The organism is Veillonella parvula (assembly GCF_002005185.1).
Classification (GTDB): Bacteria; Bacillota; Negativicutes; order Veillonellales; family Veillonellaceae; genus Veillonella; species Veillonella parvula_M.
The window spans coordinates 2,101,985-2,128,759 of record NZ_CP019721.1 but is presented as its reverse complement, the minus strand read 5'-3'; the positions used below and the strand labels follow the sequence as shown (position 1 = coordinate 2,128,759).

Below are 26,775 nucleotides of genomic sequence, written 5' to 3'. Positions count from 1 at the left end.
ATTAAATATTAAAAGTAGCAGTAATTTGTCAAAGTTTAAATTACTGCTACTTTTTTAATAAATATATTAGATTAGCTATTGAGCTCGATAGAGGAACCGGGCTCGATAATGAGAGCAGTTTGGTTGTATTTGCCTTCAACTAAACTTGTGAATACACCCGGTTCACGGTCGATAACAGGCCATGTTTTGTAGTGGATTGGAATGGAGATGCGCGCTCTTACATAGGAAGCGGCAAGGGCTGCATCTTCAACACCCATCGTGAAATTATCACCGATAGGAAGAAGGGCGTAATCGATTTCGCCAAAGCGATTTAATAATTTCATATCACTAAAGAGTGCAGTATCGCCAGCGAAGTAAATAATGTCGCCATAGAAGTCTACAAGACATCCTGCGGCATGACCGCCAGGGATGCCAGCGCCATGGAAGGCAGGAACCATTCGAACAGAACCGAATTCAAAGTCGAACTTGCCACCTAAATGCATGGCGTGTGTACGACAACCGGCAGCTGCTGCTTTACCCGCTACCTCAGCCGTAGAGATAACGAGGGCGTCATTTGCTTTGGCAATAAAATCTGTGTCTCCATAGTGATCATCATGGCCATGACTGACAAAGATATATTGGCATTTGATATCTTCTTTTTTAGCGATATCCCATGTATTACCGGTCAAGAATGGGTCGAAAATCATGGATACATCGCCACGTGTGAGCATAAAGCAAGCGTGACCAAAATAAGTTAGTTTTGTTTTCATAGGAACACTTCCTTCCTTGTACATACAATTCTTAATTCTATTGTATAATATAATAAATGAAAATAAAACTATTGGTGATAATTTATACATAATTAGTAAGGATATATTATGGATTTAACACATTTTGATCAAGATGGTAATGCTTGGATGGTAGATGTATCAGATAAGGATATTACAACTCGTACTGCTGTGGCAGAAGGCTTTATTACTATTAATGATGCAATTTATGAACGCATTGCAGCGGGAACAATAAAAAAAGGGGATGTTCTTAGTGTGGCTCAATTGGCAGCTATTATGGGGGCGAAACAGACGAGTAATCTCATTCCCCTTTGTCATCCGTTAGCATTAACTAAGGTTGAGGTGCATTGTACTCTTGTTGATGGTGAAAGTCCAGCCTGTACGGATTCTACACATAATAGAGCTGTTAAAGTTCATGCTACCGTAAAAACGACAGGAAAGACAGGTGTTGAAATGGAGGCACTTACGGCGGTTCAAGTAGGACTTTTAACAGTCTACGATATGTGTAAAGCTATTGATAAGGGGATGATTATAGGCCCTACATATCTTGTAGAAAAAGAAGGCGGGAAAAGTGGACATTTTGTCCGTTCCTTTGTAGAATAATATAGATATAAAGAATAGGGGATTGAAAATGGAAATAGTACTTTATGAGCCTGAAATTCCAGGCAATACAGGAAATATAGCGCGTTTATGCGCCGCCAATCATATGACCTTACATCTCATCAAACCCCTTGGCTTTTCTATTGATGACAAGCACGTAAAACGTGCTGGCCTTGATTACTGGCACTTGGTAGATGTACAGGTACATGAAAATATTCAAGAATTATATGAGAAATATCCTGATCGTAGATATTTCTATGCCACTACCAAAGCAAAGCATACTCATTCCGAGGTGAAATATGAAATCGGTGATATGCTCGTTTTTGGCCCTGAAACAAGAGGATTGCCTGAAAGTTTATTAGAGGGGAAAGAGGATACATGCATTCGTATACCCATGGTAGATGAAGCACGCTCTCTAAACTTATCTAATGCGGTGGCAATCATAGCTTATGAAGGTATGCGTCAACTTGATTATCCAGACCTTAAGGCTGAAGGCAATTGGATTCAATCAAAATAAATAGACTTTTACAATTGAGGAATATATTATACGTATGTGTTAGAAGATCTACCAAATCTATATGACCGGTAGCGATTTTAACGGTGTTGTTTGGAGGAGGATATTATGAACTACGATAAAGCTCATGATTTAGCTCACGCAATGCGTGAATCTGAAGAGTACAAAGAGTTAATGGCTGCTCAGGAAGCAGTGAAAGCAGATGCAGTAGCAACGGGTTTGGTTCGCACATTTATGGCTCAACAAATGCAATGGGAATATGCTAAGTTGTCTGGTGCTCCAGAAGCGGATGAGTTGCAAAAGAAACAAGAGGAATTGATGCCTCAAATTCAAGAAAATGCTGCAGCGGCTGCTTATTTGCAAGCGCAAATGCGTTGGAGCCAGATTTCTAATGATATTTATAAAATCATTAGCGAACCAATCACTGAGGGGATGAAAGTGTTAGATCATGGCGAACAACAACCAAAACATTAAGGTATTACAAACAGCTTTATTAGAAAAATTACCAAGTACACGTGTACGAGAGCAGGAGCTTCTTTGTCATCATACGACATTCAAAATTGGAGGACCTGCGGACTTATTTATTGAACCTACTACGATGGCAGAACTTAGTTTTACACTTCGTACTATTCACGAATTAGATGTGCCTGTAACTATTATTGGTTGTGGATCTAATATTTTAGTGAAAGACGGAGGTATCCGTGGCGCTGTCGTATCAGTTCGACATATGACCCAAATCATGGATTGTAACGAAAATACATTGTGTATTGGTTCCGGGTATATGTTAAAGGATGCTTCTGAATTTGCTTGGGAGAATAGTTTATCTGGTCTTGAATTTGCCATTGGTATTCCAGGCACACTTGGTGGTGCCGTATTTATGAATGCAGGTGCTTATGATGGGGAAATGAGCCATGTAGTTACTGCAGTGAGAGCCGTAGATTTCCAAGGAAATATTAAAGAGTATGATGGATCTCACTTGGACTTTGCTTATCGTCATAGTGTATTCCACGATAATCATGAAGTTATTGGGGAAGTCATTATGACACTCAAACCAGGCGACAAGGATGTCATCAAGGCGCGTATGGATGAGTTAACAGAAAAACGTGAATCAAAGCAACCTTTGGAATATGCCAGTGCAGGTTCAACCTTTAAGCGCCCACCAGGGTACTTTGCAGGTACATTGATTGAACAAACAGGCCTAAAAGGTTTGTCTGTAGGTGATGCGCAAGTATCTCATAAGCATGCTGGCTTCGTAATCAATACAGGTAGTGCAAGTGCGAAGGATGTACTTGACCTGATTAGTGAGGTACAACGTCGTGTGTATGATCAACATGGTGTACATCTCGAACCAGAAGTACGCATGATTGGTGAAGATTAATACAAATTAAATACTAATATAAGATTTCTTATGTAATGTTACTCTTTTAAGGATGACGGATTCATAAGAAATCTTTTTTTATAGTTTTTAAAAGAGTATGATAGGTTTATAGTTAGTTCATATTTGGGAGGCGATGATATGAATACTTTGTTGGCCCAGGAGATTTATGATAAAGCGCTAGCGTGTGGGTATGACAGTTGTGGTATAGTGCCTCTTGATGCACTTGATTTTTATAAAGAACGGTTGATAAAGCGTTTAGAAGATGTACCTGAAAGTAAAGAGGTATATGCGCATAGTAAAGATTTTTTAGCATTAAAAGAAAAGTATCCTTGGGCACAATCCATAGTGGTTTGTACTGAATATTTTGGTGATTATAAGTTTCCTGTATCTCTTCGAAACCGATATGCAAAAGGGTTGTTATTATCTTTGTCAAATATTCCTCACAGTGATGAGTTTAAACGACGGCAATCTTTTGAAGTCTGGCTTGGTGAAAATGGAATACGATATATTGGCGGTGAAACGGCGAAACCTGCCGGAATTATTCCTTTGCGGCCAGCTTCGGTAGCAGCTGGTTTAGGCATTTATCGAAAAAATAATTTTTTTTATGGACCTAAAGGTTCTAGCTATGAACTGGTAGGCTATTTAATTGATGAGTCCTGTGAGTATATTCAACAGTTAGAGATACCACCATGTCTGGATTCTTGTAATTTATGTCAGCAAGGGTGTAGGACAAAATCCTTATCTGCACCGTTTACTATGAATCCGTTAACCTGTGTATCTTTTATTAATACATTCGGTGATGGTAAGTTACCGGATGGTGTCGCAGACGATATGCTGGAGGCGTGGATATTAGGTTGTGATAACTGCCAGGATGCATGCCCTTTTAATGCAGATCATGACTGGAGCATAGGGCTGGATTATCCCGGACTTGATGAATTAGAGCCGTTGCTACAGCCAGAATATATTTTGAAAGCCTCTGATGAGGAGATTATAAAAAAGCTGATTCCTAAATTCTGTTTCCATTTAACAGATAAACAAATTCCGTTGTTGCGTAAATCTGCTAAGCGGGCGATAGCGCGTAAATAGGTTTTTGTCCTAAGATGAGTCAAAAGTATAATCGAATGTTGAAATTGCCATGATTAGAATAGGTGTACTATTTTGACTTTTTTCTATAGACTGCGTTATAATTAACTGTTGCCATTTTTGGAAAATATACCTACATAGCTACTTTCACAGAGGCTATGTGATATAGAATATACTGAAAGAATTAAAGGGAGGATCTTATGATTCGCGAAAATCTTCGTAATGTAGCGATTATCGCCCACGTTGACCATGGTAAAACTACTTTGGTGGACGCATTATTAAAACAAAGCCATGTGTTCCGTGAGAATGAAAAGGTAGCAGAACGCGTAATGGACTCAAACGACTTGGAACGTGAACGCGGTATTACTATTTTGTCTAAAAACACTGCTGTTATGCATGATGGCATCAAAATCAACATCGTTGATACTCCAGGCCATGCTGATTTCGGCGGCGAAGTGGAACGCGTACTTAACATGGTTGACGGCGTATTGCTTCTCGTAGATGCTTACGAAGGTCCAATGCCTCAAACTAAATACGTTTTGCGTAAAGCATTAGAGCAAAAATTGAAACCAATCGTAGTTATCAATAAAATCGACCGTCCTGACCAACGTGTTAAAGAGGTTGAGGATGAAGTCCTTGAATTGTTTATGGAACTTGAAGCTGACGATGATCAACTCGATTTCCCTGTAGTTTACGCATCTGCCCGTTCCGGTGTTTCCAAAACCAATTGGGATGACGAAGCTGTAAATATGGAACCGTTATTCAAGACATTGATCGACGAAATTCCTGCACCACAAGGTGATATGGAAGGCCCTCTTCAATTCATGGTAACTACACTTGATTACGATAACTTCATCGGTAAAATCGCCGTAGGTCGTATCGTACGTGGTAAAATGAAAACTAACCAACAGGTTGCCATCATGAACGGTGAAAGCACTCGTAAAGCGAAAATCGGTCGCGTATATACATATAATGGTTTGAACCGTGTTGAAACTGACGAAGCTGAAATGGGTGATATCATCGCCTTTGCAGGTATCGATGATATCAATATCGGTGAAACAGTAGCGGATGCTGAAAATCCTGAAGCATTGCCATCCATTTCCATCGACGAACCGACATTGTCCATGGTGTTCTCCGTAAATAACTCTCCATTCGCAGGCCGCGAAGGTGAATTTGTTACATCCCGTCACTTGCGTGATCGTTTGTTCCGCGAAGTAGAAACTAACGTATCCATGAAAGTGGAAGAAACTGATTCTGCAGATGCGTTCAAAGTATCCGGCCGTGGCGAATTGCATTTGGCTGTATTGATTGAAACTATGCGTCGTGAAGGCTATGAATTACAAGTGGGAAAACCTCGTGTAATTTTCAGAACTATTAACGATCAATTGTGTGAACCGCTCGAAGCGTTGACCATCGATGTACCTCAGGAGTTTATGGGGACTGTAATGGAAAATCTTGGTCAACGTAAAGCTGAGTTGACTAACATGGTTGAATTGGCCGGTTATCTTCGCATGGAATTCGTAGTTCCGGCTCGTGGCCTGATCGGTTTCCGTGCACAATTCTTAACAGCTACAAAAGGTAATGGTATCATGAACCATGTATTTCATGGCTATGCACCATATAAAGGTGAAATTCCTTCCCGTACACGTGGTGCTTTGGTAGCATTCGAAAATGGTGAAACCACACCATATGGTTTGAACTCCGTTCAAGATCGTGGTACATTGTTCGTTGGCCCTAACCAAGACGTGTATGCAGGCCAAGTTATCGGTGAAAATACACGTGAACTTGATATGGATGTTAACCCATGTAAGAAAAAACATGTTACCAACATGCGTTCCAGTTCCTCTGATGAAGCGGTACGCTTGACTCCACCTCGTATCTTCTCCTTGGAACAAGCTCTTGAGTGGATTAACGATGATGAACTTGTTGAAGTAACACCAGAAAGCATTCGTATGCGTAAAACAATCCTTGATCGTAACGCACGTGCGAAAGCAGCGAAGAATAAAAAATAATATCTCATGCGGATATAATGGCGCTCCTTAAGGAGCGCCTTTTTTATCTAATCTATAAGTATTTATCTAACATATTCTTACAAGTCATATCTTCATGAAAATAGGTGATAATTTTATCATTTATGATTATTGGGTATAAAAATAAGTTAATATACTAAATGCGCATAATAACTTGCTGATAGGGGTATTGGTATATACGAAATATTTGTAACGCTGTATAATAATAACAAGTTTATTGAAAAAGTTATTGATTATGGAGGTTCTTATGAATAAGAAAATCTTAGCTTCTTTATTTGCAGTAGGTTTAGCTGCAGGTTGTGTGTGCTCTTCCGTTGATGCGCATGGCGTATTCTTTGCTAACCGCTTAGATGAAAAAGCGCTAGTACTTGGCGAAGGCCCTGTTGATGATGCGTATAGCCCAGAAATGGTAAAAAGCATCATTGGCTTAGATAACAATGGCATGGTAATTCCTGTACAAGTTATTAAACATGAAAAAAATGTAGTGGTTGTACCAAATGATAAATTGGGTATTACAGTAACTGACTTTGACTATGGTTATTGGACAAAAGACAAAGATGGTAAAACTGTTCATAAACCAATCTCTGAAGTACCAGGTGCTCAAAAAAGTACACATGCCATTAAATATGACGTTCACTACTGGAATGCAGAAGCAAAACCTTTCAATAATAAAGATGCTTTCATTCAAATCATTCCATCTGTTAATCCATTAACTCTTAGAAAAGGTGATACATATGAAATCCAAGTCTTGAAAGACGGTAAACCATATGCAAATGCACCTCTTATTAAAGACGTAATTAATGATCTTACTAATGAAAGCCAAGCAGATGCTAATGGTAAAGCAACTGTTACTGTAAGTGCTAACGGCCTTAACGTAGTAGGCGTTGAAGTGGGCTTCCCAACTCAAACTAAAGGTGAGCAAAATAAATACTTCAGTGCATTGTCCTTCATCATCAATCCTGAATAATATAGGATATACTATTTACTAAGTGTGTGAAATAAACAAGACCTCCTAAGTTGGATTTAGGGGGTCTTTTTATAATTTTAGGGTGTACGTATAAATGCGTTCTGTGAGAGCCTCGTATTAAGCGAGGTAAGAAAGAGAGATTTTTATGAAATTACAACGAAATGTATCAGCTGTGATGGCTGCATTGGTATTAACTGGAATGACCTGCTCTGCATTTGCTACAGAAATTAATGCCACAAGCGATAAAGCGGAGGAATTGCTTGGCTTAACAATGGGGTCACCGGTACAAACACAACCAGAAGTTAAGCATATAGAAGATACCTTGACGGTTAATGTGCATGGTAAAAGCTTAACAGATACAGGTAAAACTAAAAATGTATCAGGTATTTATAATGGATTTGGATCACAATTGACGGTGGATAAAGATTTGATTGTACGCCTTAAAAATGATGCACCAGCCTCAAAAAGGGAACTCGGTCATTACTATATGAGCGCTGTGTATGCTGGTTACGGTGGTAAAGTGCCAAGACTCAGCAAGGACAATCCTGATAGAGATTATGGAGATACTAATATTCACGTCAAAGGCAATGTAGATATCGATGCTATCGGTGTCGGTTTACAAGCTAATCAACGTGGTCATATTATTGTTGATGGTGGTGGACGTATCATCACGCATCCTTTAGAAACTTCTGATACTTACTCTGTGGTGGCAGAAGAGGGTGATGTATATGTTAATACTGGCTCTGATGGTAAACATCCGGGGTCTAAAGAATTGGTCGCTGTTGGGAATGTAGGGTTAATTAATAAGGATTATGGACGTGATCCAAATCATAACGAAATGCCAACGAATATAGCATTAGCTTTTACAACACCTAATTCTAAACTTACGGGCGCTGTATTAAATGAATATGCTGAAAGCAATAAGAACCCTCATAATTCTGGTGCTGATATTTACTTACAAAATGGAGGGACTTGGAATAATGAATGGATTGGTATGGAGCGGCCTACCCCTAAAAGAGAACGTCCATCTGGGGATAATGCAGCATATCTATACAAGGGCAGTAAGGTTCGTAATCTCGTAGGTGGATCAAATCCAGCGGCAGCCGGTATCCTTCATCCTATCGATGCACGGCCTATTACAATTCAAAATTATAGCGGCTATGTGAATGCTGTTTATAAGGCCGGTGTTCCAGCTAGTGAAAAAGGAAAGGGGAATATTGTTGTTGAACATGCTGCAGATAATAGCCATATTACCTTGCAAGGCGATGGAGCTAATTTGACTAATGATGATAGCTACCGAAAGGAAATACAAGCCTTAGCTGATAAATTACAATATACTGGCAATGATAAAAAACTGAGCACAACAGTTCAAATCAATGAAGGGATTACTCGTCCAGGTGCTGTTGCAGAACTAGGTGCAGATCATTTTGACTCGCAGGGGCGTCTTGTTGTAAATGATACAACAAAGATTAATCGTGCTAATGAATCATCCTTAGTGAGTGATTCAAAATCTGCTCTTACATCGACTGCTATGGCATGGAAGAGTAATACCAATGATTTACAACGCCGTTTAGGAGATCTTCGTTTAGCTAATACAAACCAAGGTGTATGGGCAAAATATATAGGCGGTAAATCTAAAATCACAGACGGTGCTGATGCACATATGACGTATAATGGGGTACAAGTCGGCTACGATCATAAGGCTTCTAATGGTTGGATTTTTGGCGGCGCTATTGATTACAGTACATCTAGTAATTCATATGCCAACGGTAGTGGTGATGGCAAACTTGGCGGCATCGCCTTGTATGGCACAAAACAACATGATGATGGTCGTTATTTAGATATCATTGCACGTGGTAATAGATTATCCAATGATTATAAGCTCTACTCCGTAGGTGGACAACGTGTGAACGGTGATTACCATACATATGGCACATCCTTAAGCGCTGAATATGGTAAACGTATTAAGAAGGAAAATGGCTTCTACATCGATCCTAGTGTAGAATTTATTGTAGGCCGTTTGAATGGTGTATCCTATGATGCTTCTGTTGTCGGTGGTGGTTCTATGCATGTGAAAGCTGATGCTGTGAACTCTGCTGTAGGCAGACTTGGTATTGGCATTGGGAAAGAAACAGAAAAATCCAATATCTTCGCTAAATTAGCATTAGCGCATGAATTCTCTGGTAAGGTAAATACAACATATTCCGCACCAGGCAATCCAACAGTACAAACAACAGTAGATTTGAAGGATACATGGCTCGATGCTGAAATTGGTGGGTCTTGGAGTGTCCGTCCTAGTACATATCTATATGGTACATTCACTAAAAACTTTGGTGCTACTGTAGAAAATACATGGCGCATTGACGCTGGGATACGGCATAATTTTTAATTGAATATTGCATTAATGGTCCTTATAGCGTATGCTGTAAGGACCATTAGTATATAAGGAGTTTTTTATGATTAAGTTTCTATTCATTAGGAGTTATAATGGTTAATATTTTATTCATCTGTCATGGCAATATTTGCCGTTCTACGATGGCAGAATTTTATATGAAGCATATCGTTGAGCAGGCTGGACTAAGTGATTCTATTTATATTGAGTCTGCAGCTACATCTCGTGAGGAGATAGGGAACGACACTCATTATGGGACTAAAGATAAATTAGATGAAATGGGTATTCCCTATACTCGTCGCAAGGCACGACAAGTGACGATGGAAGATTATTACAACTTTGATTATCTCATCATTATGGATGAAAATAATGCGCGTAATTTAAAGCGTATTATTGGGGATGACGTAGATTTTAAGGTTTACAAGGCAATGTCGTTCATTGGTGAAAGCCGTGATGTAAAGGATCCTTGGTATACGGGAAACTTTGACGAAACCTATGATGATGTCAGTCGTAGCTGTGATGCTCTACTAGCAGTGCTTAAAGAGAAATTTTAAGCGGAAGATATATACTGATGGGTCCTCAATGGTAGCTGAAATTTTAATCTACATTGAGGGCTTTTCTATAAGCCTATCTGCCTCATATACTTTATACTATCGAACCATAGCGTAATATGGTATAATTTTTAGGTATTCATGTGCCTATAGCTCAGGGGATAGAGCGCCGGTCTCCGGAACCGGGTGCGCAGGTTCGAATCCTGCTAGGCGCACCAAATAAAAGGCTTCTCGAAATTTCGAGAGGCCTTTTTTGTATGTATTAATGGGAGAGAAATACATGGCGATATATGCATGAATTAGTTAGAGATAGATAAATACATGAGCTGAGGTGCTGATAAGATTTCGATATAGAGTTTTATATTTAATAATATCGAAATAACATAATAAATGTGATTTGGGTAACACATTTTGTTTTGAGAATGATGTACAATAAGGATAGCTATATGAAAATCTGAACATCCTAGCCGGAACACTAGGACATATAGGGGAGCGTTAAATTACGTAGTGAATTTAACTAAGTGAATATTACTTATATATGTATCAATAGCCCATCCATTTAGGTATGGGGCTATTTAGAGGGGATAATATGACAAATAAAATACAAGAGCTTACCGTCAACGAAGTTTGGCGTGATGAGCAAGACGCATGGAACCATCGTTCCGAGTACTTTGTAGAAATGCACAATCGCGAGGATCGCAAGGCTCAGGTCACTGATTTTTTAGCCTTCTTAAAGGATGAAAATTTATTACCTGCAGCGAATGGTCGTACACTTGATGTAGGCTGTGGTGTTTGTGATTATGCATTGGGCTTAGCTCGTGAAGGCTATAAAGCGACTGGTATTGATTTATCTGATGGTATGATTCGTGGTGCTAAACAATTGGCAGAGGCAGAAGGTTTAGATCTTAGCTTATATATTGGACCTTGGTCTGATGAAACTCGTCGAGAACTCGGTTGGGATAAAAGCTTTGACCTGGCATATAGTATCTTCTGCCCAATTATGTTTGATGTAGAAAATATTCGCGCTATGCATGATGCAAGTAAGGATAAATGCTTGTGGATTGCTTTCAGCGAACGCAGTGACGAAATGGTAGATATGCTATCTGAACATTTCTTTGGTCGTGATTCTTTCCCATGGGATGGCAAGATGAAAGAGTGTTTAGATGCAATCTATGAGATGGGGCATAATGTGAAAGTAACTTATAAAACAGTTCCTGAAACAGAGGTTATGTCTCTTGAAAAGGCAGTTAATTATTTTACCATGCGACTTCATAATAATGGATGGGGAGACATGGAAGACATGAAAGAAGAGATTAGAAATCTCATTGAACCACTAGCTATTGATGGAGAAATTCATAATAAGACTGTTGATAAGGTGGCATGGGTTTCATGGTCTGTGAAATAGGAGAGAACCATGACAGTTGATGAAAAACGTAAGTTAGAACTAAAAACTATGTACCAAATTATTGGCATCTATTGTCATAATAAGCACCACACTCCTAAAGGGCAACTTTGTGAGGAGTGTCAGAAAGTTTGGCAATATGCAGAACATCGTATAGATGTATGTCCTCATATGGAAAGCAAAACCTTCTGTAGCGTATGTAAAACGCATTGCTATGCTCCTACGTATCGTGAGAAAATACGTGAAATCATGCGCTATGGTGGACCTAGAATGTTATTTGTATCACCCATTCAAGTTGTTCGTCATATGTATTTAGAGTGGAAGGATAGAAAAAGGAACCGTACATCTTATGAAAACTGATATGATTGTAAAGACAGGAATATTTGTAGCCTTGACGGTCTTACTATCTTATATATTTGCTATTCATACTACATTTATACATATTACCTTTGGATTCTTATCAACCGCTATATTTGGCATTCTTTATGGGCCTATGGCAGCAGGTATAATGGCTGCTATTGCCTGTTTTATAGGTATGTCCCTATTTGGGCAAGGGGTATTCTTTCCCGGCTTTATCGTATCTGAATTTCTTGTAGGCTATGTGTATGGATATTTTTTACACGGTCGTAATGTTACATTTAAACAATTACTTTTACCGGAAACGATTGTTACTGTATGCATACATCTGATATTGAATACAATGTGGCTTACAATATTTTATAACAAAGCAGTATCTGCTATATTTATTGGACGTCTTATTAAAAATATCATTTGTTTCCCTTTAGAAATTGCACTGATTTTAATAGTGTATAAGGCAGTCAGCAAGTTTATGGTACAAAAAAAGCTATAATCTTACAGTATACTAAAATGCACCCCTAACATTAGATTATATGTTAGGGGTGCATTTTTATTTGTAAATATAGCCTTTTACGCGAGTGCTTTGTCCAATACAGCTTTGATTAAAGATTTTGTTTGGTCATAGCTTTCACCAGGTTGCGCCTCGTATTGTTTGTCGAGGTCGAACCACAAGTTTGGATAGTATTCATATGGGTGAGTTTTGAAGAGCTCATGAGCATCTTGATCTTCAACCCAGTTGATGTGAATATCTGCGTATGCAGGATTTTCTGCAACGAGTTCATCGATAGCACGGAATGCATTGGCGCAATAAGGGCAACCGTTTAAATGGAAACCTAAGATTTCTTTCATGATATTCAGTCCTTTCAAAATAGAATCTACATATATTTCTATAATTTGAGATTTTATACATATTCATGTACCACAACATATGGTACACTACTGAGTATAACATATCTAGATAAGATATTCAATTTTTTAGATATATCTGATGTGAATATTGAGAATTCGATATGCATGCATTATATAAATAAGGAGATACCTATGATTTCAGGCGCACAGTATTTGGTAAAAGCCCTTCAAGAGGAGCAGGTAGAGTTTTTATTTAACTATCCTGGGGCCGCAACCATCGATATCATGGATGAATTATATAAGCAAGATAAGGTAAAAGTGATTTTGCCTCGTCATGAACAAGCCTTAGCTCATGCTGCAGATGGCTATGCTCGGAGTACTGGTAAAGTAGGGGTGTGTATGGTAACCTCCGGTCCAGGTGCTACAAATCTTGTGACTGGTATTGCCACAGCGTATGCAGATAGTGTGCCCCTCGTTTGTATTACTGGACAAGTTGATTTAGGCCTCATGGGCAATGATGCTTTTCAAGAGGTAGATACTGTTGGTATCGTCCGCAATATTTGTAAATATGCCGTTACTGTTCGCGACCGTAAAGATTTAGGTCGTATTTTGAAAGAGGCCTTTTACATTGCTCGCACAGGTCGTCCAGGCCCTGTTGTAGTAGATATTCCTAAGAATATTCAGAAGGCTATGGGGTCAGATGAATATCCAACAGAGATTAATATTCGCGGTTACAAACCAAATACCACTGTTCACGTAGGTCAAGTTAAAAAGGCCTGTTCTATTATTAGTAAAGCTAAAAGGCCTCTATTCCTATTAGGCGGTGGGGTAAGTATTAGTGGGGCCAACGACCTTATGATGGAGTTGGTTGAAAAAACAGGGATTCCTGTTGTAACAACCTTGATGGGAAAAGGTGCTATTGATAGCCGTCATCCATTGTATCTTGGTAATGTAGGGATTCACGGTGGCTATGCCCCTAATGTGGCTATAACTGACTGTGACGTGATGATTTCTATTGGTACGCGCTTTAATGATCGTATTACCGGTAAACTAAGTACCTTTGCACAAAATTGTAAGATTATCCATATTGATGTAGATGCGGCATCTATTTCTAAAAATATTAAGGTTGATATTCCAATCGTAGCAGATGCTAAATTGGCTATTGAAAAAATCTTAGAATATATTGAACCTCACGACCTTGGCGAATGGCCAAAACAATTACAGCAACTTAAGGCAGATCGTCCTGTCACTCAAGCTGACGAAGAGGGGTTAACACCTCAAACTGTTATCGAGTACATCAATCATCATTATGAACATCCTATCGTTACAACCGATGTGGGTCAAAATCAATTGTGGACTACCCAGTTCCTTGATGTGAAAGGTCAATATCAAATGTTGACGTCTGGTGGCTTAGGGACTATGGGCTATGGTTTCCCTGCTGCATTAGGGGCGCAAATGGGAAATCCAGATAAGCGTGTATTTGCCATCTGTGGTGATGGTGGCGTGCAAATGAATATCCAAGAGTTTGCCACTGCTATGCACTACCGTTTGCCTGTGACGTTAATTATTTTAAATAATGGCTTCCTCGGAAATGTACGCCAATGGCAGCAATTATTTTACGATAAACGTTACGCTTGTACGAACTTGATGATGGATGAAAGTGCCATTGTTACGCGAGACATAATCGACAATGATGAGTTTGAGTATGTACCGGATTTTGTGAAATTGGCGGAAGCTTATGGCGCAAAGGCAATGCGTATTACTAAGGTAGAGGACATCGAAAAAGGGTTCCAATTGGCAGATACTTTCAAAAATGGTCCAACCCTACTCGAGTTCATCATTCCAACGGAGCTCAATGTGTTGCCAATGGTACCAGCAGGTAAGTCTTTAAGTGATATGTTGTTGAAGGATAAAAAATAGGAGGGGCTATGGAAGTACAAATGAAAAAACGCTGTATTTCAGCGTATGTAGAAAACCAAATCGGTGTACTAGCTAAGATTTCAGGCCTCTTTGCAGGCAAAAATTATAATCTTGATACATTGACGGTAGGGGAAACTGAAGACCCTACCATGTCTCGCATGACTATTGATCTTACTTGTGATGATTTGACGTACGAACAAATTATTAAGCAACTAAATCGCAGTGTGGAGATTATTAAAGTTATCGACTTTACTGACATGCGAATTACGAAAAAAGAATTACTATTTATCAAGGTCAATAGCTGTAAAGAAGCGGACAAACAAGAAATTTTCCGCATTGCCCAAACCTTTGATTTGTTAGTTGTGGATTATAATCGTAAATCTGTACTTGTTCAATGTGTAAAAACTGTATCTAAAAATAATGATATGATTGCCTTATTTAAAGATATGTTTGTGAACCGTATTGAAGTCGTGCGCGGTGGTAGCGTTGCCATTGAAGCCTTATCCACACCTGATAGATAAGGTGTGTATTTTAAGTGTACTTTAAAAGTGTTTTAGGTCTATTCAAATATATAATATATGTATTTGAATAGGCCTATTTTTTGTAGTTAAAAGCGTGTACAACTTAATATGATATAATATGTATATCGACCATTATTGATATAGAGAGCTTGGTTGTATGCCGAGACCTTTAACTATAGGAGGTATCATGAGTTTATTAGATGATATTTTAGCCCACAATAGAGAATATGTAGAAGATCAAAATACAGGTTATGTAGATACAGATACAAAGTGTAGTAAAATGCCAAGTCGCGAGATGGCCATTGTTACATGTATGGATACACGTCTTGTTAACTTCTTAGAAGATTCCATGGATATTGGACGCGGTGAAGCGAAAATCGTAAAGACTGCAGGTAACTGTATTACAGGTCCCTTTGATGGCGTTGTACGTAGTTTACTTGTTTGTATTTATGAGCTAGGCGTTAACGAAATCTTTATCATTGGTCATCACGAATGTGGTATGGCAAAAACTACAGCAAAAGATCTAACAGAAAAAATGTTGGCTCGTGGTATTGCACCAGAAGCGATTCATATGGTCCGTAAAGAAATGGAACGCTGGGCTGATGGCTTTACACATCCTGCAGAGAATGTGGAAGAAACAGTGGACGAATTGCGTATGAACCCTTTAATTCCTAAAGACGTGCCAATTCATGGTCTTATCTTTCATCCTAGAACGGGTGAAATCGAAGTCATTGTTAATGGCTATACACAAATGAAACAATATTACGAAAAATAATAGGTAAATTCTTTAATAGAGGTATTGTGAATTGAGCAATATAGATAGATTAGATACATTTGAGGTAGCATGTAAACATTTTCTTACGGATCTTTCAAATTTTAAAAATCTCATTTCCACTCAAGTTCAATCATTAGATAGTCTAGAATGGGCTTTTGATAAAGGTTCCACTAAGGTTTGTAGTGCTGACGAAACGGGCTTAAAAAAACGCTGTAAGGTTGGCGTAAAATATAGATTACAGGTTGAGTTATCTCAAGTTGATGCGGAAACTATATGGGAGGAATTTAGTCGGTTTTGGGGTGACACTACTTTAAATCAAATTGAAAGAGTAGGTAGCAATGAGGAACTAGGTCGCTATCAATTTATAGCCAATAACTCTTTAGGGGATGAGCTTACCTGTGATATCTATTTACCTAATGAATGGAATATACCGCAATTAAATATGTTGGGATTTATTTCTGCTAGATATAGAAACGTAGATGTTGAATAAGTATAGAAAAATCTTATTTGATTTAAAGTTAAGTTTAAGTTTTATAATGTGTTCATATTAGTACTTAATAGATATTTACATAAAGGAACTATATGAATAAAAGTAAACTGTTAAAAACAATTATAGCCATTTTTGTTTTGGCTGTATTAATTATAGGTGGATATGTCCATAAGGATGCCATACAGAGTCGCATAGCTAGAACTGCCGCCGTTGTAAGTGGACAAGAAATTAAGCCACTCCTCGATTCCGAAAGTCGTTATATTCGGCAAATTGTAGCTCAAGATAATAGCATGAGTCGTACTATTATGTGGCAATCAGATAGCAGCGAAGCTGATGCGGTAATAGAGTATCGTCTTGTTGGATCCGATACGACTCAAACGATAAGAGCTACAGACAAAGCTTTTACCGATGATGGCAGTACCACCTATATCCATGAGGGTACAGTAACTGGTTTGACGCCTAATACTAAATACGAATATCGCGTTGGTTATGGCAATGATCGTCGCAGTGATTGGTATTCGTTGGAAACTGCTGGCTCCAGTGTGTATGATGTTCTTATCTATCCAGATTCTCAATCTGGTGATTATTCTGCGTGGGAGCAGATTGTTAAGGATTCCGCACATCGCAATCCAAGGACAGCCCTGTATATTAGCATGGGGGACCTTGTAGATAATGGGGAACAAGACTATCAATGGCGCACTTGGTTGAATTCCATCAGACCATTGAGTGCTAATGTGCCGTTAGCAACGACCTTAGGCAATCATGAGATGTATACATTAGATTGGAAAATGCGCGAGCCTTATGCATATTTGAATTACTTCGCAGTACCGCCTAATGGGAATGAAATATTTAATCGCCGTTATTATTCCTATGATTTTGGCGATGTGCATTACGTTGTATTAGATACGATGTTGTATGAAAGTAATCATGAGGATAATCATGATACTCATCATCCTGATTTGTACGATGTAGAGGTTCAGTGGCTACGTCAAGATTTAGCAGCTAATACTAAAAAGTGGACTGTAGTCCTCATGCATCGTGATCCATTCCGATATGCCTTTGACCGACCAGGTGCAAGTCGCGATGTAGGTTTCGATGATGAGGGCGTATTATTTATGCCTATCTTCGATGAGTTTAATGTAGACTTAGTTTTATCTGCTCATTTACATACATACCGCAACCGTGGCCATGTACGAAACTTTGATCGAGACCCATCTGGTCCACTATATATCCTTACAGGTATAGCTGGTGATGCACGACGTCCTAAGTGGAAGCAACATCCCTTAGATGTATATGTAGCACCTCAGCCTGAAACGAATAATTATATGTCTATGACCGTAACACCAAATAAGCTGATTGTAAAATCATTTTTACCTGATGGTACTCAGCTTGACGAATCAGTCATTGAAAAATAAGAGAAAGACACCTCCTTTGGGAGGTGTCTTTTTTGTCTAATAAAAAGCATTAAGCATTTATGAGTAAAGTTAATGTACAATATAACAAATAAAAATACGAAAAATACGTATAAAAACTTGCTTATTATAAAATGTAGTATTATAATACGTACATAGATTATAAAAATACGCTAAATATGTATAAATTATGCATATAGTGTATAAAGGAGATAGAGTAATGAATGCATTACAAGACTTAATAAAAACTTATGCCTCCCAATATAAAGAACAAGTTGTGGAATGGCGTCGACATATTCACAGTCATCCAGAATTGTCGGGTGAAGAAAAAAATACATCTTTATTTATTCAAAAGGTGCTTGGTGAACTAGAAATTCCCTTTGTAAACGATGTTTCCGATTATGCTGTTATCGGTAAGATAGAAGGTGCTCATACAGGCCCTGTTATTGCATTGCGTGCCGATATGGATGCATTACCCATACATGAAATAACAGGCTTGCCCTTTGCTTCACAAAATGAAGGCGTTATGCATGCTTGTGGTCATGATAGCCACATGGCAATCTTGCTTGGTGCAGCAGCGATTTTACAGTCTATTAAAGATCAATTGCACGGCACTGTAAAACTTGTATTCCAGCCTTCCGAAGAGGAAGCATTATTCCCAGGAGCACAAGGTATTGTAGATAGCGGTATCCTTGATGACGTAGATGAAATATATGGACTTCATGTATGGCCACAATTACCCGTTGGCACTGTAGGTCTAAAAAAAGGTAATTTGATGGCTGCATCAGATCACTTCCTTGTACATATTAAGGGCAAATCAACCCATGGTGCGGAGCCTCACAATGGGGTTGATGCTATTGTAGCCGCAGCGAACTGGATTGTAAATGTGGAGTCTATGGTAGCTCGTGAAACGAATCCTATGGAAAATCTTGTATGTACCATAGGTGTTATAAATGGCGGTGATCGATACAATGTAGGCTGTGGCGATGTATATCTAGAAGGTACATGTCGTACCTATGAACCAGAGAAACGTGATTATATTGAGCGACGATTAGGTGAAAGTTTACAGGCCCTCGATGTGATGTTTAAAACGGAAAGCACTTTGGATTATAAAAGGGGACATGGTGCAACTATCAATAATCCAGAGGCCATTGATTATGCCACATCCATTGTAGAGAAATATCTTGGTAAAGACGCAGTGGTACATCCTGAGTTCCCATCTATGGCAGCAGAAGACTTCTCCGCCTATCTTCATAAAATCAAAGGTGCGTTCCTTTGGTTAGGCACTGGCTTTGAAGGCAATCCGGCTTTGCATAATGCAGCTTTCACCATCGATGAAAGCATCCTCGAACCTAGTATAACAATGATGGCAGCTATTGCCGCCGAATATTTACAAGAAAAGTAGTTAAACACATAGTTTGAAATAAGAGGTTATCATGAAAAGTTTACAACATACATCATTTAAAACAATGCTTCAATATACACCAGAGGAAATTAAATACTTTTTAGATTTAGCAGCTAAATTAAAAGCAGATAAAAAAGCGGGTAAGGAAATTAAAACATTAGAAGGTAAAAACTTTGTTCTAATTTTTGAAAAAGACTCAACGCGGACCCGCTGTGCTTTTGAGGTAGGGGCAGCTGACCAAGGTGCTTTTACAACATATCTTGGTCCTACAGGTTCTCAAATGAATAAGAAAGAATCCTTAAAAGATACAGCTCGTGTTCTAGGATCTATGTATGATGCTATCGAGTTTAGAGGTTTTGATCAAGCCGATGTAGATACATTAGCTGATTATTCTGGCGTACCTGTTTGGAATGGGCTTACCGATATGGATCATCCTACACAAACATTAGCAAATTTCTTAACCATACAAGAAAATATCGATAAACCGTTGAATAAAATTTCCTTTGCTTATGTTGGACACGGTCAATCAAATATGTGCAATGCCTTGATGAGTGGTGCCGTTAAAATGGGGATGGATTTCAGACTCATTGGCCCTAAACAATACTGGCCAGCTGGTCCATTCTACGAAGAGTGCTTAAAAGTGGCTAAAGAAACGGGTGCTACTATTACTTGCACAGATGATGTAGCTGAAGGCGTTAAAGGCTTAGATGTTATTTACACTGGTGTGTGGGTAACGATGGGTGATACTTACGATATGTGGGAGGAACGTATCAATACCTTTAAACCATTCCAAGTAAATGCAGAAATGATGGCATTAACTGGCAATCCAAATACTAAGTTCTGCCATTGTTTACCTGCGTTCCACAACACAGAAACACAAGTGGGTAAAGATATTTATGAACGGTTTGGCATGAATGGCATTGAGGTAACCGAAGAGGTATTCGAAGGTTCAAACTCTTTAGCGTTTCAAGAAGCAGAAAATCGTCTCCACACGATTAAGGCAGTTATGGTTGCCACCTTTGGAGATTATCCATTGAAATAAATTCATCCTCCTAAATGGTGATGAATCGTATAGTTTGTTTTCTATTTATATTGGATAAAGGGCTATATAAATAGGTGTGAGTCACCAATAGGTGAGAATTGAGGTTTATTATGACACCCCATAGAGTATTTATTGTTGGTCATGAAGGCACAACTGGTCTTAGAATTCATGAACGATTATCCGATCGAAAAGATATAGAACTCTTAGCGACTGCTGATGAGGATCGCAAAAATGTAGAGGCCATTAAAGTGGTTGCAAAAAAAGCGGATCTTGTATTTCTATGTTTACCTGATGTGGCATCTAAGGAAATTATGGCCGCTATTGGTGATTTTTCATGTAAGGTTATTGATACTTCTACAGCGTTTAGAACTACAGCTGGTTGGGCATATGGGTTCCCAGAACTTGGTGAAAGCTACAAAACAGATATTGCAACTAAAAAACATATTGCAAATCCTGGCTGTCATGCGAGCGGTATGATTGCTTGTATAGCGCCTCTTGTAAAAGCAGGGCTCGTGCCAGCGGATTATCCTTTCATCATTACATCCTTAACAGGCTATAGCGGTGGTGGTAAAAAGATGATTGGCCAATATGAAAGCAATCCAAAAGACTATTTCCTTTATGCTCCTCGTCAATATGGGCTTGGTCAAGAACATAAACATTTACCTGAAGTACAACATGTATGCGGCATTAGTGAAGCGCCAATTTTTATACCAATCGTTGATGACTACTACTCTGGAATGGAGGTTACCGTAGGTATTCATAGTCGTTTGTGTCATAAACCTGTTTGCATTGATAAGGTGCAACAAGTATTAGAAGACTTTTATAAATATAGTACGATTATTACGGTTGCACCATTTACTGAAAATAGTAATAGCGGTATGTTAAACGCTAATCAATTGAGCAATACGGACAGCATGAAAATCTATGTCACTGGTAACGATGAACGCATCATGGTTCATGCCATTTTCGATAATTTAGGTAAAGGTGCATCGGGTGCCGCCGTTCAATGTATGAATATTGCATTGGGTTTACCAGAGGATACTGGTTTAGTATTAGGTTAGAGAGGAATCTATGAAGAATGTAACAAATGCAATGCGGGCGCATATCTTAACGGCGGCCGTTCCATATATAAAACAATACACAGATCAGTACGTTGTCGTTAAATACGGTGGCAATGCCATGGTGGATGAAGAGTTAAAGAAATCTGTTATGAAGGATTTACTATTACTTCAATTAGTGGGGGTCAAAGTAGTCCTTGTTCATGGTGGTGGTCCAGCTATTAATAGCACCTTAGAGGCGATGCAAATTAAATCACATTTTGCTAATGGTCTACGAGTTACCGATGAAGCAACAATGGATGTTGTACAAATGGTGCTAGCCGGCAAGGTGAATAAAGGGCTCGTGGCGGATTTAACGGATCTTGGTGGCAAAGCTGTTGGCCTCTGTGGCGTAGATGGCAACATGATTCAAGTTCATAAACAAAACGAAGAACTTGGTTATGTAGGTTATATTGATACTATTGATACGAGCATTATCCATGACGTAATTAGCCGTGGCTATATTCCGGTTATTTCTTCTATCGGTATGGGTGCCGATGGTAATACTTACAATATTAATGCTGATACCGTAGCCGCAAAGATTGCAGGCGCTCTCAAGGCGGAAACAATGGTGGCTATGACCAATATTGATGGTGTATTACGAGATGTACATAATCCTAAATCTTTAATCTCTAAAATCACTATGGCAGAGGCGAATCAATTAAAAGTAGATGGTATTATCGCCGGTGGTATGATCCCAAAAGTGGATTGCTGCTTAGAGGCTATTAAGTCAGGGGCTCAAAAAGTATTTATCATTAATGGTGAAATCCCACATGCTATTCTTATCGAGTTATTAACCGATGAAGGTCTTGGCACAATGTTTGTTGCGTAATATAGTAGATATAATGCTGGTAATCATCTATAGGTTATCTTTTATATAGATAGACGACGGCAAGGCCGTACGTTTGGAGGGTATAATGAATAATACAATCGATTTCGAACAACAAGATAAAGAATATATAGCCAATACGTATGGTCGGTTCAACGTATGCTTTCAAAAAGGGAAGGGTTCTCTCTTGTGGGATGTAGAGGGTAAAGAATACATTGACCTTGGCTCTGGTATTGGTGTAACGGCTTTTGGTGTTGACGATGATGAGTGGACTGACGCTGTTACTAAGCAGTCTCATGCGTTGAATCATATTTCTAATTTATACTATTCTTTGCCACAAATTGAACTAGCGAAACAGCTCTGCGCGAAAACGGGGATGAAAAAGGTGTTTTTCTCTAACTCTGGTGCGGAGTCTAACGAATGTGCTATTAAGGCAGCGCGTAAATACAGTCATGACAAATACGGCGAAGGTCGTCATGTAATCGTTACCTTGGTCAATAGTTTCCACGGTCGTACTATTACCACCTTGTCTGCTACAGGACAAGATGTATTCCATCAACATTTCTTCCCATTTACTGAGGGCTTTATTCACACCCCGGCCAATGATATTGATGCGGCGTTGAAAGTCCTTGCTAATCCAGCTGTTTGTGCCATCATGATGGAGCCTATCCAAGGTGAAGGTGGTGTTATGCCCTTAGATAAGGAGTTTGTCCAAGCGGTAACAAAATATGCGCATGAACACGATCAACTGGTACTCATCGATGAGGTACAAACTGGTAATGGTCGGACTGGTAGTCTATATGCATACCAACAATTTGGCATCGAACCAGATGTGGTATCTACTGCAAAAGGCTTGGCCGGAGGTCTACCAATGGGGGCTACTTTGTTTAATGAAAAGATGCAGTACGTTTTAAATGCTGGTGCCCACGCTACTACCTTTGGGGGAAATCCAATCTGTGCGGCTGCAGGGAACACTATTATTAGTCGGTTAACTCCTGAATTTCTCGATTCTGTAAAAGTAAAAGGGGAATACGTAAAATCTACCTTAACTGGTAAACATGGTGTCATTGGTGTTAGTGGTATGGGGCTCATGCTCGGTATTGAGACTACAGTAGATGCAAAAGCTGTCATTGCAAAATGTTTAGAAAAGGGTGTAGTATGCTTATCTGCTAAAAATAAGGTACGACTTTTACCAGCCCTTAATATTCCACAAGAACAATTAGAAAAGGCGATACGTATTTTGGCTGAAGTGATTGAAGAATTAGCTGCAAAATAAGAATTCGTCTAGCTTTCATAAATATCGTTTACTATAGTTATGTAACATTGAACTATGGAAATAAACCGATGATTATATAGACTTTAGTCCGTATTCGTGTTACCCTAGAAGAAACAGTCTATATTGGAGGAGTAAATATGAATACAGAATCCTTACGTAATGAAGTATTGGTTCCGGCGGTAGCAAAAACGTTGGACATTGCTGCAAAAGCAAAACCTACAAAAGAAGAAATTATCACAACGGCGAAAATCACCGCTGCTGTGACAGTTGCAACAGCTGTTGTATCCTTAGCGGTACAAGCAGTATTGCGCAACCGATAAGAAACTGGGAAAACGACATGGCGCTGCATGTCGTTTTCTTTTACATTTATCCTGTTATTCCCCTAAATAAGGGGCTTTTCTTGGTACAAGTAGGTTGTGTATTTATAAATTCGTAGACTGTATAATCGTTATATATTAGCGATGCATATTGATATGTAAGTGATATACTGATATTAGAGGAGGCGATACGATGCATAGTCGCGATTTAATAGAGCAATATAAAGGCTACGTTCAAGATTGGCGTAGATATTTTCATAAACATCCAGAGCTCAGCAACGAAGAGTTTGAAACGACAAAGACACTCGCTAAAGAATTAGGATCGATGGGCGTAGAGGTTCATGTAGACACAGAACGTGGTATAGGCTTAATCGGTATTATCCATGGTGCTAAGCCTGGAAAGGCTATTGCATTGCGCGCCGACATCGATGCACTGCCTGTTCATGAACATAATACAGTGGACTATAAATCTGAAGTAGAGGGTAAAATGCATGCTTGCGGTCATGATGGACATATGGCTATTTTATTAGGTGCGGCTAAGATGCTAATGTCTATGAAAGACCGTATTGAAGGCGATGTGTATTTAGCATTCCAACCTGCGGAAGAAACTGGCGCAGGGGCTCCGGATTTCATTAAGTTTGGCGATTGGTATGATAAGGTAGATGCTATCTTTGGAGGGCATGTGTGGATCGATTTGCCAGCGGGTCTTGTGTCTGTTGAGGAAGGTCCTCGTATGGCTGCAAGTAGCCAAATTACTATTAACGTAAAAGGCAAACAAGGTCATGGTGCGCAGCCACACCAAGCGGTCGATGCTATCGTGGTGGCTAGTGCCATCGTTATGAATTTGCAAACTGTGGTTTCTCGTAATGTGAGTGCCCTTGATTCCGTCGTTGTTACGATTGGCAATATTCACTCTGGCTCAGAATGGAATGTCATTCCTGGGGAAGCTTCCATGGGCGGTACGGTTCGTTTCTTTGATCCAAACCAAGAACAATACATTGTCGATACTATTCGCCGCATTGTGAAACACACTGCAGAAGCCTATGGAGCGACTGCTACATTAGAATATATAAAAAAAGTGCCTCCTACTATTAATGATCCTGAATCCAGTGAACTTGCAGAACGTGTCGTTATTGATACATTAGGTGAGGACAAGCTTTTTAAGATGCGTAAAGTAATGCCTGGAGAAGATTTTGCATGGTATTTACAAGATAAACCGGGATGCTTTGCCTTTATTGGTATTCAAAATCCAGAAGTAGAGGCTACCTACGATCATCATAATAATAGATTTAATATGGATGATACCGTACTATCTGCAGCATCTGCGGTGTATACTGAATATGCAATTCAGTGGTTAAAAGAACATAACTAAAATTCTATGTAAGAGGTTCTTATGAATATAGTTATATGTCTCATTATTATTGCTATAACAGGCATATTATTGATGAAGCGCTATCAACCACAGCCTATTTTGATTGGCATGGGAATCCTCATGATGTTCATCGCTTATGAGGGAAAATGGATTGATGCCATATTAGTTGATGGTCAATCTACAGGGGTTCTTATATTTGATGCCATGGATATCGTAAGGATAACGACATCTAATAATATAGTTAATCTGGGCCTTATGATTATGACTTGTGCAGGCTATGCAAAATATATGGAATATATTGGGGCAGGAACGCGACTCGCAGATACTTTTATCCGCCCTTTATATCGCCTTAATCGACCATATATTGTGTTAGCCCTTATGTTTTTACTCAATATGGGATTAGCTATTTGTGTTCCCAATCCTTTGAGTCTTGCTCTCCTCATGATGGTCACAATGTATCCTGTTTTAGTTCGATTAGGTGTAAGTCCTGTAGGGGCGGCTGCAGTTATTGCTACGGGACACCTTATGGATGTAGGACCTGGGGCGGTGTCTACTTTATTGATTGCAAAGGTATTAAATATTCCTGTGCCAAACTATTTTGTAGGCTATCAGTTGAGGATTTATTTCTTAGTTGCTATTGTGACTGCCATAGCGCACTTCTGGTGGCAGAGATATCGAGATCGAATTGATGGCCCTATGGATGTAAATGATCTTGAAAGCATTCCTAAAGCGCCTATTGGTCCCAAGCTATATATGATATTCCCATTATTACCATTGTGTTTTATCTTAGGCTTTAGCCAGTATGGTTTTTCTGGTGTAAAGATGAATGTTACTCTTGCCATGATGCTTGCCTTTGGCATTGCTCTAATGACAGAATTAATTCGTCATCGAAATCTGAGAACTGTACTTAAGAGCACCACAGTTTTCTTTGAAGGTATGGGGAATCAGTTCTCTTATGCAGTGACTCTTATTATAGGGGGGCAAATCTTTGCACAAGGTTTGGTTAGCCTAGGCCTTATTGATTCGTTAGTTAGTACACTTCAAACACTATCCTTAAACTCTATTGGACTTACCTCTGTTCTTGGAGGGGGTATGCTAGGACTTAGTATGGTTACAGGTAGTAACGTAGCACCATTATTCACATTAGTTCCACTAGTACCTGATATTGTATCTAATCTTAGCCTAGATCCAATTACAACCATGTTAGGGATGCAAAATGGTGCAAGCTTAGGTTTGTTCCTTAGCCCTATTAGTCCAGTAATGGTTGGCGTAGCTGGTGTAGCTCATATTAAATCGGTAGATTTACTCAGACGCACGGCTGTGCCAGTTTTTGTGGCATTACTTACAAGCTGTGTAGGGATATGGATACTGTATTAAATTTAGATATATACTAAAGTCTGTTTAATATGGCATGGTACTAGTTAGTATT

General features: G+C 39.1%; 27 protein-coding genes and 1 tRNA gene. 26 read left to right on the top strand and 2 right to left on the bottom strand.

Annotated features, from left to right (window positions below):
• Positions 1-71 precede the first annotated feature (71 nt).
• Entirely contained in the window at positions 72-749 is a 678-nt protein-coding gene (locus tag B1A77_RS09880) for a metal-dependent hydrolase (RefSeq protein WP_077708618.1), read from the bottom strand.
• Between the two features lie 108 nt (positions 750-857).
• Here B1A77_RS09880 and moaC point away from each other — a divergent pair, with 108 nt between their 5' ends.
• The 13 genes from moaC (at position 858) to B1A77_RS09815 (ending at position 12,534) form a co-directional block, all read left to right on the top strand.
• On the top strand, positions 858-1,370 hold the full coding sequence (gene moaC, locus B1A77_RS09875) for a cyclic pyranopterin monophosphate synthase MoaC (RefSeq protein WP_012864663.1): 513 nt from the start codon (positions 858-860) through the stop codon (positions 1,368-1,370).
• Positions 1,371-1,398: 28 nt separating this feature from the next.
• The gene (trmL, locus tag B1A77_RS09870; RefSeq protein ID WP_077708617.1) at positions 1,399-1,884 is read left to right on the top strand and encodes a tRNA (uridine(34)/cytosine(34)/5-carboxymethylaminomethyluridine(34)-2'-O)-methyltransferase TrmL; all 486 of its coding nucleotides are present in this window, start codon (positions 1,399-1,401) and stop codon (positions 1,882-1,884) included.
• A gap of 105 nt (positions 1,885-1,989) precedes the next feature.
• Positions 1,990-2,355, top strand: a complete 366-nt coding sequence (locus B1A77_RS09865; RefSeq protein ID WP_008714407.1) for a YlbF/YmcA family competence regulator — start codon at positions 1,990-1,992, stop codon at positions 2,353-2,355.
• Positions 2,330-3,259 carry a UDP-N-acetylmuramate dehydrogenase gene (gene murB / locus B1A77_RS09860; RefSeq protein ID WP_077708616.1) on the top strand — a complete coding sequence of 310 codons (930 nt, stop codon included), beginning with the start codon at positions 2,330-2,332 and terminating at the stop codon, positions 3,257-3,259. Before B1A77_RS09865 ends, murB begins: the two co-directional genes overlap by 26 nt.
• 138 nt (positions 3,260-3,397) lie before the next feature.
• The gene (locus B1A77_RS09855; protein WP_024062568.1) at positions 3,398-4,345 is read left to right on the top strand and encodes an epoxyqueuosine reductase; all 948 of its coding nucleotides are present in this window, start codon (positions 3,398-3,400) and stop codon (positions 4,343-4,345) included.
• Between the two features lie 197 nt (positions 4,346-4,542).
• Entirely contained in the window at positions 4,543-6,354 is a 1,812-nt protein-coding gene (typA, locus tag B1A77_RS09850; protein ID WP_004698751.1) for a translational GTPase TypA, read from the top strand.
• Between the two features lie 265 nt (positions 6,355-6,619).
• Positions 6,620-7,339: a DUF4198 domain-containing protein gene (locus B1A77_RS09845; protein WP_004696641.1), complete on the top strand. Its 720-nt coding sequence runs from the start codon at positions 6,620-6,622 to the stop codon at positions 7,337-7,339.
• A gap of 145 nt (positions 7,340-7,484) precedes the next feature.
• Positions 7,485-9,728, top strand: coding sequence for an autotransporter family protein (locus tag B1A77_RS09840; RefSeq protein ID WP_077708615.1), 2,244 nt, complete (start codon positions 7,485-7,487; stop codon positions 9,726-9,728).
• Between the two features lie 98 nt (positions 9,729-9,826).
• Complete coding sequence (locus B1A77_RS09835; protein WP_021148410.1) at positions 9,827-10,285, top strand: low molecular weight protein-tyrosine-phosphatase; 459 nt, start codon at positions 9,827-9,829, stop codon at positions 10,283-10,285.
• A gap of 140 nt (positions 10,286-10,425) precedes the next feature.
• Positions 10,426-10,500: transfer RNA gene (locus B1A77_RS09830), tRNA-Arg, on the top strand.
• Between the two features lie 371 nt (positions 10,501-10,871).
• On the top strand, positions 10,872-11,687 hold the full coding sequence (locus B1A77_RS09825) for a class I SAM-dependent methyltransferase (protein ID WP_021148409.1): 816 nt from the start codon (positions 10,872-10,874) through the stop codon (positions 11,685-11,687).
• Between the two features lie 9 nt (positions 11,688-11,696).
• Positions 11,697-12,044, top strand: a complete 348-nt coding sequence (locus tag B1A77_RS09820) for a nitrous oxide-stimulated promoter family protein (protein ID WP_008601536.1) — start codon at positions 11,697-11,699, stop codon at positions 12,042-12,044.
• Positions 12,034-12,534, top strand: coding sequence for a folate family ECF transporter S component (locus B1A77_RS09815; RefSeq protein WP_021148408.1), 501 nt, complete (start codon positions 12,034-12,036; stop codon positions 12,532-12,534). The genes B1A77_RS09820 and B1A77_RS09815 overlap by 11 nt, the downstream gene beginning before the upstream one ends.
• Before the next feature lie 77 nt (positions 12,535-12,611).
• Here the strand turns inward: B1A77_RS09815 and B1A77_RS09810 are convergent, their stop codons facing one another.
• Positions 12,612-12,890, bottom strand: a complete 279-nt coding sequence (locus B1A77_RS09810; protein ID WP_008601532.1) for a hypothetical protein — start codon at positions 12,888-12,890, stop codon at positions 12,612-12,614.
• Between the two features lie 192 nt (positions 12,891-13,082).
• Here B1A77_RS09810 and ilvB point away from each other — a divergent pair, with 192 nt between their 5' ends.
• From ilvB to dcuC, 13 genes are all read left to right on the top strand, one after another.
• The gene (gene ilvB / locus B1A77_RS09805) at positions 13,083-14,810 is read left to right on the top strand and encodes a biosynthetic-type acetolactate synthase large subunit (RefSeq protein WP_077708614.1); all 1,728 of its coding nucleotides are present in this window, start codon (positions 13,083-13,085) and stop codon (positions 14,808-14,810) included.
• An 8-nt stretch (positions 14,811-14,818) separates the two neighbouring features.
• Complete coding sequence (gene ilvN, locus B1A77_RS09800; RefSeq protein ID WP_042986452.1) at positions 14,819-15,331, top strand: acetolactate synthase small subunit; 513 nt, start codon at positions 14,819-14,821, stop codon at positions 15,329-15,331.
• A gap of 187 nt (positions 15,332-15,518) precedes the next feature.
• Entirely contained in the window at positions 15,519-16,106 is a 588-nt protein-coding gene (locus B1A77_RS09795) for a beta-class carbonic anhydrase (protein WP_021148405.1), read from the top strand.
• Between the two features lie 31 nt (positions 16,107-16,137).
• The gene (locus B1A77_RS09790) at positions 16,138-16,596 is read left to right on the top strand and encodes a hypothetical protein (protein WP_021148404.1); all 459 of its coding nucleotides are present in this window, start codon (positions 16,138-16,140) and stop codon (positions 16,594-16,596) included.
• A gap of 92 nt (positions 16,597-16,688) precedes the next feature.
• A complete protein-coding gene (locus B1A77_RS09785) occupies positions 16,689-18,011 on the top strand; it encodes a metallophosphoesterase (protein ID WP_004696616.1) in 1,323 nt (440 codons plus the stop codon).
• 217 nt (positions 18,012-18,228) lie between these two features.
• Positions 18,229-19,413 carry a M20 metallopeptidase family protein gene (locus B1A77_RS09780; RefSeq protein WP_004696614.1) on the top strand — a complete coding sequence of 395 codons (1,185 nt, stop codon included), beginning with the start codon at positions 18,229-18,231 and terminating at the stop codon, positions 19,411-19,413.
• 31 nt (positions 19,414-19,444) lie between these two features.
• Positions 19,445-20,455: an ornithine carbamoyltransferase gene (argF, locus tag B1A77_RS09775; RefSeq protein WP_077708613.1), complete on the top strand. Its 1,011-nt coding sequence runs from the start codon at positions 19,445-19,447 to the stop codon at positions 20,453-20,455.
• A gap of 110 nt (positions 20,456-20,565) precedes the next feature.
• Positions 20,566-21,516, top strand: coding sequence for an N-acetyl-gamma-glutamyl-phosphate reductase (gene argC / locus B1A77_RS09770; protein WP_077708612.1), 951 nt, complete (start codon positions 20,566-20,568; stop codon positions 21,514-21,516).
• Positions 21,517-21,526: 10 nt separating this feature from the next.
• A complete protein-coding gene (argB, locus tag B1A77_RS09765; protein WP_077708611.1) occupies positions 21,527-22,384 on the top strand; it encodes an acetylglutamate kinase in 858 nt (285 codons plus the stop codon).
• An 85-nt stretch (positions 22,385-22,469) separates the two neighbouring features.
• On the top strand, positions 22,470-23,657 hold the full coding sequence (locus B1A77_RS09760) for an aspartate aminotransferase family protein (RefSeq protein ID WP_077708610.1): 1,188 nt from the start codon (positions 22,470-22,472) through the stop codon (positions 23,655-23,657).
• A 137-nt stretch (positions 23,658-23,794) separates the two neighbouring features.
• Entirely contained in the window at positions 23,795-23,977 is a 183-nt protein-coding gene (locus tag B1A77_RS09755; protein ID WP_004696604.1) for a hypothetical protein, read from the top strand.
• A gap of 190 nt (positions 23,978-24,167) precedes the next feature.
• Complete coding sequence (locus tag B1A77_RS09750) at positions 24,168-25,346, top strand: M20 metallopeptidase family protein (RefSeq protein WP_077708609.1); 1,179 nt, start codon at positions 24,168-24,170, stop codon at positions 25,344-25,346.
• A gap of 21 nt (positions 25,347-25,367) precedes the next feature.
• The gene (gene dcuC / locus B1A77_RS09745) at positions 25,368-26,723 is read left to right on the top strand and encodes a C4-dicarboxylate transporter DcuC (RefSeq protein WP_077708608.1); all 1,356 of its coding nucleotides are present in this window, start codon (positions 25,368-25,370) and stop codon (positions 26,721-26,723) included.
• Positions 26,724-26,775 lie beyond the last annotated feature (52 nt).